We start from the raw sequence: 12,699 nt of genomic DNA on the forward strand, positions 1-12,699 counted from the left end.
CCAGGCCGTCGCCATATATGCCGCCGGACGTTCTACACTTGTATAAGGAGGCAACCATGGCATCAACCCCGGTATTCAATAATAGCTATTTTCAGCAATTGCCCGGCTTTTATACCGCCCTTGAGCCGACCCCGCTGCGCGGCGCGCGGCTGCTCTATCACAGCGCGGATTTGGCCGATGAGCTGGGACTGGCCGACGAGCTGTTCGCTGCCCGGCATGCGGCCTGGTGGTCAGGTGAGCAACTGCTGCCCGGCATGCAGCCGCTGGCGCAGGTCTACAGCGGCCATCAGTTCGGCGCCTGGGCCGGCCAATTAGGGGATGGGCGCGGCATCCTGCTCGGCGAACAGCAACTGGCGAACGGACGGGCCATGGACTGGCACCTGAAAGGGGCCGGTCTGACGCCCTATTCACGTATGGGCGACGGCCGCGCTGTGCTGCGCTCGGTGGTGCGTGAGTTCCTGGCATCCGAAGCGCTGCACCATCTGGGCATCGGCACCACCAGGGCGCTGACTATCGTGACCAGCGACGAGCCGGTCTGGCGGGAAAAGCCGGAGCCGGGGGCCATGCTGCTGCGGGTGGCGGAAAGCCATGTGCGGTTCGGCCATTTTGAACATTTTTACTATCGACGCGAGCCGGATAAGGTACGACAGCTGGCGGATTATGCTATCAGCCGTCACTGGCCGCAGTTGGCGGGTCTGGAGGACGGCTACCGTTTATGGCTGGCCGACGTGGTGGAACGGACGGCGCGCACCATCGCCCAATGGCAGGCGGCGGGGTTTGCCCATGGCGTCATGAATACCGATAATATGTCGATCCTGGGCATCACCATCGACTATGGGCCGTTCGGTTTTCTCGATGCCTATCAACCTGGTTATATTTGCAATCACTCCGATCATCAGGGGCGATATGCCTTCGATAACCAGCCGGCGGTAGGGTTATGGAATCTGCACCGCTTGGCGCAGGCGCTGTCCGGGCTGATGCCGGTAAGCGACCTGGAGCAGGCGCTTGATCGCTATGAGCCGGCGCTGATGGACGCCTATGGGGAAGAAATGCGGGCCAAGCTGGGTTTTGCCACGCGCGATAAACAAGATAACGCCATCCTTACCGGCCTGCTTGGCCTGATGGCGCGTGAAGGCAGCGACTATACGCGGGTATTCCGGCTGTTAAGCGAAAGCGAGGCTGATAATCCCCGCTCGCTGCTGCGCGATGAAATGAAGGACCTGGCGGGGTTTGACAACTGGTATCAGGTTTACCGCCGGCGGCTGCTGCAGGAAGGAAAGGATACCGATAGTCGCAGGCAGGCGATGCTGGCTAAAAATCCCAAATTTATCCTGCGCAATTACCTGGCCCAGCGGGCCATCGAAGGCGCCGAACATAACGATACCGCGTTTTTAAGCCGTCTCCATCAGGCCCTGCGCCGGCCATTCGAGGATAATCCGGCGCTTGACGACCTGGCGGCGCCGCCGCCGGAGTGGGGCAGGCATCTGGAGATATCCTGCTCAAGCTGAGACCCTTTGCCGGCCTGGTTCGCTCTGGGGCGCAAGGTGGTTAAACCGGTCAGATAAATATTTAAACTCATCGATCGATAAAATAATATCCATAAAAGCCTGTTCGATAATGAAATCTTCCTCGTCACCAATAATAGCGTAATCCATCAATATTTTATCAAGCAATAAAAGTGAGTTGGAATTTAAGGTAATATTACCCACGGTGCGGGGATGATGACGATTTGGCGTAAAAAATATTTGCAATATATCGATATAAATAAACGGGACGTGCTTGGCTACACCAAGTAATGGGCTTTGTTCAATATCTCGCCTACGCCGAACAGAGCCCAGCCTGCGAATAACCTCGCGAACTTCATGCATAACATCATGCATTGCGCGATGTGTAACCTGCACGTCTATAAACTCTTGGTCGTTATGCCAAGAGGACGCTTGGCTGAGGCTGAGGTTGCCCCTGTTAGTTATGCGAACGTCGCATGGCTCAAAATCATGAAACCATTCCGGTCTTCTTCGCCGTACCGCGTCAGTAATATAATGCGGCGCGGTGCGGATTTTCATGCCGAGCTCATCGGCAAGTATCTGCGCGGTGGAGTAGCGGCGTCCATAGCCAGAAAAGCAGGAACCCAGGTCGATGCCTGTAATATTTTTTAGTGCGAATTTTGCGCCATCAAGATAGGCAAGCCCCTTAATGATATCCGAGAATTCAATGGCATCCAGATTATTAACATTAAACGGCGCGCCATGAAATTTAATAGACAAACGCGGTTTGTCACTGCCAATGACGGCGATATGGCATTTTTTGCCCAGCAGAACCTGTTCCCGAGGTATCAGTTGTTCAAGGTACCCTTTAATACGGCCATCGCTTGAATATTGAGGTATCTTTTTTTTAGGAGGATCGTCCAGTATCACCTGGGTATCATCGGTTGCGCCGAAAGCATCACCGGCAAAGACAGAAAATTTTTTTTCACAGTGATATGGTTTCAGTATGCCATGGATAAAAACGCCCATTTGCTCAACAATGATTAGCGAGGATCTTGACTGAGGCGTTAAACCAAAAAAATCATTCCCCAATCCTATAAAACGGCCATTACCTAAGCATAATGATAAATGCTTAAGGTGATTTGAAGAATCATAAAAGGCGACAAGTTTACCTTTATTTACCTTTAATAGTGTTACCAAAGAAGATGCTTTTTGCATATTACCTAAAATCGCCTGACTCATCACGTGGTCGGTTTTAGCGAGTTTTATCATGCGCAGTAAGTTCGCAGCACCCGTATTGTCAAGTAATCCAGCATGCCACAAAACATCTAAGAGGAATTTTTCTTTATCTACGTAACCACCTGGTTTGTTACGCAATGCCCTTGCTGCAAGCAGAAGATCATGTTTATCGGCATGTCCATATGAAATATTTGTTTTCTTAGAGATATTGGTTTTGCTAATCATTAAAGGCTTGTACCAAATGGGTTCTTTCAGTAGAAAACCGTTTTTTATATAAGCATAAGGCGCAGTGGCCTCTCGATAGCTGAAATATTTGGCATCTGTAATATAATAAAAATTTTTGAATTTGATCAATTCAAATATAGAGGGCGAATTGTTCATCATCATAATCCACTCGTCTTCCATAAAGACATCTCCTTTGTCAATGATGCCTAAAGAGGAACGAATATCTTCTAAATCAATAACATATTTTAAATTTTTTAGCTCAATGAGCAAAGCGAAGTACGTCTTGGCCATAATGTCATGCTTACTGCGCCAACCGCATATGGCGCGCAAATGCACTATGCTAACATCCTGCTCGTTCATCGTTTTAATCGCCAGTTCCGCGGCCTTCTTATCATGGGAAAACCCATCAAACTCCTGTAATGCCAGGATTTCATGTTTGATGGAAAAAGAGTGAAAAGATTTATCAAGGAAGAGATCATATTCAACTTTCCTACCTATGACCCGCTGCGAAAAATAATGCCTTTGCAGATAAAAGTTAAGTATTTTTTTATGAAAACGTATCAAGTCATTGTCAGGGGGTTTTACATTAGTGATAATTCTGGCCGGCTCGATGATAATTATCTTCGCACTGTCAAACCACTTGGGATGCACAGGGCTGAAGCTAAATGATGAAAATTTAAGGTCGACCAGTTGACCAACACTGGCTACCCAGTTACCAGAATGGCTCCGGGCAACCGGAATGGCTAAATTCTTATAGTCAGGGCCATATGAGTTAATAATTCTCCACTCGCCGTAATATTTATCCCAAAAAACCGGGAAGTAGTCATTATCATTGATGACAAAAAAATTCTCTGAGGCTGTTGAATTTTCCGTGAAAACACCGGTAGTTAATGTTTTTAAGGTTTTTTCATCGACATCCGATTTCCAAGGCTGGCGTAGCATTTTTTTTTGCAAGCTCTCGGATTTTATTAATTGATTGGCTAGAGATATGGTTTCCAGGACTTTAAATTGTATGTTCTCAATAAAAACTGTTAATGCTTTTCCTGAAGGATGAATGATGTTATAAAAAGAAGATATTTCATTAAATACAGATTTTGTCATTTTTACCCCTATTCCAGAAGATGAATTAATGAGCTCATCGATGATAAAGCTTTTGATATGGCTATGGCTAACTTTCTGGGCGATGGCTTTATGTAAGGCCTGTTTTAATGTTTTTTCGGATAGATTTTTGAATTGTCCGGCAAGAGATACCAATGTTGATATCAGATCATAGATATCAAAAATAACTTCCTGAAATTCGAATTTATGCTCTTCATCATGCCAGTGACGGAACAACGTAGTAAAAAACGGAATAAAAGAAACAACATGTTCCAGCCAAGTATATTCGCGCAAGCTGTCTTTTAATACGTCGGTAATTGATATTAAGGTTGCCTGATATAAATAGTCGAAATTAGTCATTAATGAATTATTGATGCTTAATGGTTGAAAAAAATCATTACGATTAGGCGTGTAATCTGATAAAATTGAATCAATATCGTTGTTTTTTACGGCAACCAATGTATATTCAGGTGCGGCAATGTCTAGCGATTGTTCCTCCGGGGGATGCAGGAGTATATCTAACATGGACGTTGACCGGTGGCTATTGGCATCAACGCTGGGGATCAGCGTTAACAATGTGGTTTCATTCATTGGAAAATAAGGTCTATTTTTTAAATTTAAACTGGTTTTACAATCAGTCCAATACACTTTTAGCTGGTTGATGACGTCATTTTTTTCATGGTTATCGATATCAGTAATAAAAGGTAAACCGTTTAGCGTGGATGCCAATATGATGCGGTTGCTATATAATTTTACAAGCATTATATACCCAATATTTTCTCCAGGCAGGTAGGTTGAGGTAAATGGGCTCAAATAGTTAGGAACATAATTGCGGGAAAATACCTTAAAACATAATATATATTCTGAGGGGTATATAATGTCTATGTAATTTATGGCCGAGTTGTCTAAAGCACGCATGGTGAATTTTTGTGCTTCTGAAAAAGAATCATGCAATTTATAATGTTTGAATTGTAGATAATATTCATCTAGGTCATGTATTTGTGATGAAGTCTTAAGCTGGAAAATACTGGTAAAATTTTGTTGATGACGAGAATTATACTCAAGCATTATTCTCTGCTGAGCGGATATAAACTGCTTAAGAACAGCAAGCACATTAATCGTGTTTAGGGATTCATCGTTGATGTTATCTTGTTGAGAAAAATACCATAATACCGCCGCTTTGATCAAAATAACTAGATGACCGTCCTTTTCAAGATCCAGATATTTTGTCAATATACTAAAATCATCTTTATCTCGCGCCCACGTTCCAAACTCGTCCCGCACCGCTTCGATTTTAGCCGCTATTATACGTTGCTCTTGTGTTGCCGCTGTTAAGCGTATTTTATCAACCAAATATTCGACGGTAATATCAATAAATAATTTTTGCAGGTTGGTTAAATACGTCAATAAAATGTAAATCGTTTTATCACTGTGTATAATTCTCGTAAATTCATCATGCCAAGCACGGTGCTCATGAAATTTAACTTGTTCAATATAATTATTTTCTATGAGCTTCGATAAAATTTGATGGGCATGATTGAATGGCTTTAGATTTTTTTCATACCAGTTCACACTGTCGCCGGCGTTTCTTTCATCCAGGCGGGACAAATTGATTAAATCCAATAGCTTATCCAGGTACAAATGTGCGGGTTTTCGTTGGTAAATAAAGCTTAACAGATCTTCAGTGAATATTTTGTCCATTCTATCTTTGTCGAATTCATGCTCATCTTCAATAAAAATACGCCATAAATTTGTTATTTCTCCTGGCAAAATGAAATTTAAGCTAAATATGCTAATGCCATTTAGACGTGTATATTCAAATATATGATAAAATTTTAATTTCACTAAACAGTCTGCCAAGTGTCTAGGCTCACCCCCAATCAATGCGCTATAAATCTGTTGAGTGTTTAAATATAACATCCGTGCCAATGGAGGGAAATTATCTAAGGTCAACTGGAGGCGATATTCATCAAAAGCCTCCTGGCACAACGAAAGGTAATGTAATTTTTTTTCGAGATGAATTTTGTCATCATGCTCTGCATCCATTATTTTTTCAATTATTTTCTCTTTTGCCATGGCGAAGCTTTTATTCTTTAGGTGAGAAACAATATCATTGATAATATCCATATCAACACGGCGTGAGCCTTTGGTGACTTTCTTTTCAATATCGAGAATGTAATCGCTTATCCTAATTTGATTAACGGCATGTTTTACTATGAGTTTAGCCGTGTCTGAATTTTCCGCCGCTAATATCCCCATGGTCAAAATAATATTTTCAGAACACATCTTGAAAACGATAACATTCAACGATTGATTTTTATCTTTGAGATAGAGACCTTGATGAAATATTATCGCCATTTTTCGCCCTATATACGCGTCAAATTCGAGCAACATTGCCAATGAATTAGCTGCTGCATAGGTTTTGTGCTGCAAAAAATCTTGCATAATGCTTTGTAGCTGAGTTTCGGCCTCGAGATTGGCGGGTAAAATTTTAAATTCATGCCCATCGATATTAAATATTAATTGACTGGAAATGTCGGCCGTTGTATTGGTGGCACTGGGTAAATACGCTGAGGCCGGCGTCGCCAGGGGCGATAGGGTAGCTAGCTGGGTAAAGTCTATATCGCGTTCCGTCGGACCACCGGGTGCCAACTGCGCGGAAAATTCAGCCTTTGCGCTATAGAGGACGGATTGTGAGCTGAAATTGGCGGGATAAATCATCTTGGCGCCGGCCTGGGGAAAAACCAGCGGGTCGCGCATGTCGCTAAACCAGTTAAAGGCGCTTTGCATCCAGCCGGGCCGGCCGTTTGCGTCGGGCCAACCGCTACCCTGCGTGAGGTGCGCAATCAGGCTTGATAACGTTGCCACAAGCGTTGGTTTGTTTTGCCGGGGGCATTCGATATAATAATTACTACCGTCTGATATGATCAGGTTTTTCTCAAAACATCCTGCATAAATCGACCTGCCGCTGGGCAGTGAAATGCATTTAGTCAAAATAGAAAATTTTCCGTAGTCCAATTCAATATTAATATATTTTTCATTACCCGGATTTAATAAACAGTCCAAGTTACTTCTAAGTTCTTTGACGCAACAAAATAAATGATCAACTTTTTTATCATTAATATCCCTTGCCCGTTTTTTATTTAGGCAGATATCGATTTGCCGTTTTTTTGGGATGTGGCTGGTTTTTTTTCCAGTGTAAATATTTTTGACATTAATAATTGATTCAGCATAGTGGTGCAAAAAAACCGTTGATGTTGTATTAGGCCGGAAATGTTGAGTCTGGCTTGAAAAAACATTATTTGATGATTTATATACATTATTCATAAATATTTCCTTATACCCTAGGCTACGCCAATGAATGATAACGTTGTCATAAGGGAAAATTATCGTCGCTAATCGTTATTTCATTTACTTTTACGGGTTATTAATGGGAATATCTGCTGGCAGGTAACACTATATCACCCTGTTTTAAAAATAAACTTCACGCTTTGTTTTTGGTTTAGAAAAAAATGATATTTTAGCGCCGTAACCTTATTACGTGATTATTATTAGCATAAAAAAAGCCGGCTTTGGGCGTCGGCCCGGCCGCAAATGAACTGGCGCCGCCAGAGTGGGGCGGGCACCTGGAGATATCCTGCTCCAGCGGAGGCGGTGAAACGTTCACGGTGTCATTATCCTGGTAATAAGAAAAGATCAATTAAGTTAAAAAATACCTATAGCATTCTATCCTTAGCATGCGCCGATTCCTTATGATCATTGCTCGCCGGCAGAATACTATTGAGGATGCCCCTCCGATAATGCTTCACCTCGGCTATTTGGGCTGTCTTGATTATCACTAAGGGGGGCAGGCATACAACGTACAATAAGATCGGAAATCGTTTAAATTCAGCGTGAGCCGGCCATTGTCCGGTTAATTTGCATTTTGCCAAGCACTCGGCTGTCTCAAAGGCCGCCGTCGCGCAACCTTTAAGACGGCCGATGACCGGCCGCGGATAGGATAGCGTTATGTTATCAGAAGCGGCTGTCCGCGGCAGCGGCCAGCATGGCCAGCAGCCGCTCGCTGTCTTCCCACCCCAGGCAGCCGTCGGTAATGGATTGGCCGTAGGTCAACGCCTGGCCGGGGATCAGGGCCTGGCTGCCTTCCACCAAAAAGCTCTCGGCCATGATGCCGACCACAAGCCGCGACCCGTCGCCGATCTGCCCGCACACCGATTCTGCCACGTCGAGTTGGCGCCGATACTGTTTCTGGCTATTGCCGTGGCTGAAATCCACCAGCAGATGCGGCGGTAGCTCAAATTGCTGCAATTGCGCGCAGGCCTGCTGCACATCCGCCACGTGATAGTTGGGAGCGCGGCCGCCGCGCATGATGATATGGCCGTAGGGATTGCCCGCCGTTTGGTAAATGGTCATCTGGCCCTGTTTATCCGGCGACAGGAACATATGGGACGCGCGGGCGGCGCGAATGGCGTCGATGGCAATCTGCGTATTGCCGTCGGTGCCATTTTTAAACCCGACCGGGCAGGACAGCGCCGAGGCCATCTCCCGGTGAATCTGGCTCTCGGTGGTGCGGGCGCCGATGGCGCCCCAGCTGATTAAATCGGCGATATACTGCCCGATCACCATATCCAGGAATTCCGTGGCGGTGGGCATGCCCATTTCGTTTATCGCCAGCAGCAGGCGCCGCGCGGCTTCCAGACCGTCGTTAACCCGGTAGCTGCCGTCCAGGCCCGGATCGGAGATCATGCCTTTCCAGCCGACGACGGTGCGTGGTTTTTCGAAATAGGCGCGCATCACGATTTCCAGGCGATCCTGGTAACGAACGCGCAGGGTATTCAACTGCCGGGCATAGTCGATGGCGGCGTCGGTATCATGGATGGAGCAGGGGCCCACCACCACCAGCAAACGCGCGTCCCGTCCGTGCAGGATGTTCTCGATGCGTTGGCGGGCGGCGGTGACATGTTGCGCGACCTGCGGGGTAAGAGGCAATAATTCGGCGAGTTTCGCCGGCTCGATAAGACGACCTATGCGCCTGGTGCGCAATTCATCTGTGTTAAACATGGACAATCTCTAAAATGGCTTCTTCGCAACGGTGGAAATACCGGGAAGTGATGCCTGTCACAATAAACTAAAAGCACATGAATTCAAAAATAATAATACAATTTGAATTAGTACATGCGCCGGTTTAATCCCAGCAAATCCATTATTTTGGTCGCCATCTCTTCCACGGAATGATTGGTTGAATTGAGAAAAGGGATTTGATGGTTGCGAAACAGCGACTGCACTTCATTGATCTCCAGCCGGCACTGGCGCAGCGAGGCATACTGGCTGTTATTCAAGCGTTCGTCGCGAATGGCCGCCAGCCGCTCGGGGTCGATGGTCAGGCCGAACAGCTTATCGTGATAGGGTTTGAGCGCCGCGGGCAGGCGCAGGTTATCCATATCATCGGCGATAAACGGATAGTTGGCGGCCCGGATGCCGTACTGCATGGCCAGGTAAATACTGGTGGGCGTTTTGCCGCAGCGCGACACGCCCAGCAGGATAATCTGCGCCTGATCCAGGTTACGCAACGAGATGCCGTCATCATGGGCCAGGGTGTAATCGATGGCGGCGATACGGGCATCGTATTTGGTCAGGTTGGTGGCGGTCAGGCCATGGGTACGATGCGCCACCGGGTCCGGCGCCAGGCCCAGTTCCTGCTGCAATGGCGCCACCAGGGCCTGGACCACGTCCTGGCAAAAGCCGGCGCTGTTTTCCACGATGGCGCGGACCACCGGCGACACGATGGAATAAAACACCAGGGGGCGCGCGCCGCTTTGTTTATACAGCGCGTTGATCTGCTCGCTGACCGCAATCGCCCGGGCCTCGCTTTCGACAAACGGCAGGGTATAGCTGGTGGTCGACACCGGAAATTGCGACAGCACCGCGTGGCCGACCACTTCAGCGGTGATGGCCGTGCCGTCGGAAATAAAGAATACGCTGCGTTCCATGGTGCTCTCCTGGGCTGGTTTTGTTAAGGCAAACTCTGATTTTTGGCGCTGGCACGATTCATCTTAGGCAGATGCAATACGCTTTATGCTACGCTCAGTAAGTCGTCAACACCCGGCATTATCACTGGCAACACCCTATTTCATTATAAGTTATGAAAGGATGACTCAGATGTCTCAAGCTGACAATGATTCAGATAGCGTATTATGGTACAACCAGCTCGGAATGCATGACGTAGACCGCGTTGGCGGTAAGAATGCTTCCCTGGGCGAAATGATCACGCATTTATCCGCCCTGGGGGTTTCAGTGCCCAACGGTTTTGCCACCACGGCCAAAGCCTTTAACGATTTCCTTAATCAAAGCGGCATCAACCAGCGTATCTATGACTTACTGGATCACACCGATATCGACGATATTGGTGAATTGTCCCAGGCCGGCAAGCAAATTCGGCAATGGATCATCGATACGCCGTTCCAACCGGAGCTTGAACGCGCTATCAGCGACGCCTACGACCAGCTGTCGGCGGATGACGGCGAGGCGTCATTCGCGGTGCGTTCCTCCGCCACCGCCGAGGATATGCCCGACGCCTCGTTTGCCGGCCAGCAGGAAACCTTCCTTAATGTACAGGGCATCGACGCCGTCATGACGGCCATCAAGCACGTCTATGCCTCGCTGTTCAACGATCGCGCCATTTCCTACCGGGTGCACCAGGGTTATGACCATCGCGGCGTGGCGTTGTCCGCGGGCGTGCAGCGCATGGTGCGATCGGACCTGGCGGCCGCGGGCGTGATGTTTACCATTGATACCGAGTCCGGCTTTGACCAGGTGGTCTTTATTACCGCCGCTTACGGCCTGGGCGAAATGGTGGTGCAGGGCGCGGTCAATCCCGATGAATTTTATGTGCATAAACCCACGCTGACGGCGGGGAAACCGGCTATCGTCCGGCGCAATATCGGTTCAAAAAAAATTCGCATGGTGTATGCCGACAGCCAGGAACACAGCAAACAGGTGCGCATCGAGGATGTGCCGGAACGCGAGCGCCGCCGTTTTGCCCTGACCGATGGGGAAATACAGGATCTGGCCCGCCAGGCGCTGCAAATTGAGCAACATTACCAACGGCCGATGGATATCGAGTGGGCCAAGGACGGGCACACCGGCCAGCTGTTTATTGTCCAGGCCCGCCCGGAAACCGTGCGCTCGCGCGGCCAGGTGATGGAACGCTACCAGCTTAAATCGCGTGGCGAGGTGCTGATTGAGGGCCGGGCAATCGGCCATCGCATCGGCGCCGGGCCGGTCAAGGTGATCCATGATATCAGCGAAATGGACCGGGTCGAGGCCGGGGACGTGTTGGTGACCGACATGACCGACCCGGATTGGGAACCGATTATGAAAAAGGCCTCGGCCATTGTCACCAATCGCGGCGGGCGTACCTGTCATGCGGCGATTATCGCCCGTGAACTGGGCATTCCGGCGGTGGTGGGCTGCGGCGATGCCACCGAACGCCTGGCCGAGGGCCTGGAAGTCACGGTGTCCTGCGCGGAAGGCGATACCGGTTATGTCTACCAGGAGCTGCTGGATTTTGCCGTTAACAGCTCTACCATCGACAAGATGCCTGTGTTGCCGCTGAAGATCATGATGAACGTCGGCAATCCCGACCGGGCGTTTGATTTTGCCGGTCTGCCCAACGACGGCGTGGGCCTGGCGCGACTGGAATTTATCATCAACCGTATGATTGGCGTCCATCCCCGGGCCTTGCTTGAGTTTGACGATCAGACGCCTAAGCTGAAACAGGAAATCAACGATCTGATCCAGGGCTATGACAGCCCGAAAGAGTACTATATTGCCCGCCTTACCGAAGGGGTCTCGACGCTTGCCGCCGCGTTCTGGCCAAAACGGGTCATCGTGCGCCTGTCCGATTTCAAGTCGAACGAGTACGCCAACCTGGTGGGGGGCGAGCGCTACGAGCCGGACGAGGAAAACCCGATGCTGGGTTTTCGCGGCGCGGGCCGTTATGTTTCCGAGAACTTCAAAGCCTGTTTTGCCTTGGAGTGCGACGCCATTAAACGGGTGCGTAACGATATGGGCCTGACCAATGTCGAAATCATGGTGCCGTTTGTGCGCACCGTGGCGCAGGGCAAGGCGGTGGTGGATGAGCTGGCGCGCCAGGGGCTTAAGCGCGGCGAGCAGGGGCTGAAGATCATCATGATGTGCGAAATCCCGTCCAACGCCCTGCTGGCGGATCAATTTTTAGCGCATTTTGACGGTTTTTCCATCGGCTCGAACGATATGACCCAGCTGGCGCTGGGCCTGGACCGCGACTCGGGGCTGGTATCCGAATTGTTTGACGAACGCGACGAGGCGGTGAAAGCGCTGCTGTCGATGGCCATCAAGGCGGCCAAGCAGCAGGGTAAATACGTCGGCATATGCGGCCAGGGACCATCGGATCATGAGGATTTCGCCGCCTGGCTGATGGAGCAGGGCATCGACAGCTTGTCGCTTAATCCGGATACCGTGGTGAAAACCTGGCTGAGCCTGGCTGAGCTTTGAATAGTTGCACGTCGAGAGGTAAACAAATAAGCCGGGGCAACCCGGCTTATTTGTTTAGAATGGCAAAGAAATAGCCGGATAGATATTAATTTGATGATATTCGCGGATGACGGAAAAA

5 protein-coding genes are annotated in these 12,699 nt (G+C 48.7%); 2 read left to right on the top strand and 3 right to left on the bottom strand.

The window, feature by feature from the left end:
• Positions 1 to 56: 56 nt before the first annotated feature.
• Complete coding sequence (locus tag GRH90_RS09955; protein WP_162365787.1) at positions 57 to 1,508, top strand: protein adenylyltransferase SelO; 1,452 nt, start codon at positions 57 to 59, stop codon at positions 1,506 to 1,508.
• Here the strand turns inward: GRH90_RS09955 and GRH90_RS09960 are convergent.
• The 3 genes from GRH90_RS09960 to ppsR all read right to left on the bottom strand — a co-directional run bounded on the left by GRH90_RS09960 (position 1,500) and on the right by ppsR (position 10,036).
• Positions 1,500 to 7,373, bottom strand: a complete 5,874-nt coding sequence (locus GRH90_RS09960; protein ID WP_162365788.1) for a hypothetical protein — start codon at positions 7,371 to 7,373, stop codon at positions 1,500 to 1,502. The two genes, GRH90_RS09955 and GRH90_RS09960, sit on opposite strands and share 9 nt — an antisense overlap.
• Positions 7,374 to 8,060: 687 nt before the next feature.
• Complete coding sequence (locus tag GRH90_RS09965; protein WP_162365789.1) at positions 8,061 to 9,107, bottom strand: 3-deoxy-7-phosphoheptulonate synthase; 1,047 nt, start codon at positions 9,105 to 9,107, stop codon at positions 8,061 to 8,063.
• A gap of 107 nt (positions 9,108 to 9,214) precedes the next feature.
• Entirely contained in the window at positions 9,215 to 10,036 is an 822-nt protein-coding gene (gene ppsR / locus GRH90_RS09970; RefSeq protein ID WP_162365790.1) for a posphoenolpyruvate synthetase regulatory kinase/phosphorylase PpsR, read from the bottom strand.
• Between the two features lie 169 nt (positions 10,037 to 10,205).
• Here ppsR and ppsA point away from each other — a divergent pair, with 169 nt between their 5' ends.
• Positions 10,206 to 12,581, top strand: a complete 2,376-nt coding sequence (gene ppsA, locus GRH90_RS09975; RefSeq protein ID WP_162365791.1) for a phosphoenolpyruvate synthase — start codon at positions 10,206 to 10,208, stop codon at positions 12,579 to 12,581.
• The last annotated feature ends 118 nt before the right edge of the window (positions 12,582 to 12,699 follow it).

This window comes from Acerihabitans arboris, assembly GCF_010131535.1.
GTDB classification, from domain to species: domain Bacteria; phylum Pseudomonadota; class Gammaproteobacteria; order Enterobacterales; family Enterobacteriaceae; genus Acerihabitans; species Acerihabitans arboris.

What these genes read in the sequence shown, in the direction of transcription:
- GRH90_RS09955 (WP_162365787.1), top strand. Translation starts at nt 57, where the DNA reads ATGGCATCAACCCCGGTATTCAATAATAGCTATTTTCAGCAATTGCCC.
- ppsA (WP_162365791.1), top strand. Translation starts at nt 10,206, where the DNA reads ATGTCTCAAGCTGACAATGATTCAGATAGCGTATTATGGTACAACCAG.
- GRH90_RS09960 (WP_162365788.1), bottom strand. Translation starts at nt 7,373, where the DNA reads ATGAATAATGTATATAAATCATCAAATAATGTTTTTTCAAGCCAGACT.
- GRH90_RS09965 (WP_162365789.1), bottom strand. Translation starts at nt 9,107, where the DNA reads ATGTTTAACACAGATGAATTGCGCACCAGGCGCATAGGTCGTCTTATC.
- ppsR (WP_162365790.1), bottom strand. Translation starts at nt 10,036, where the DNA reads ATGGAACGCAGCGTATTCTTTATTTCCGACGGCACGGCCATCACCGCT.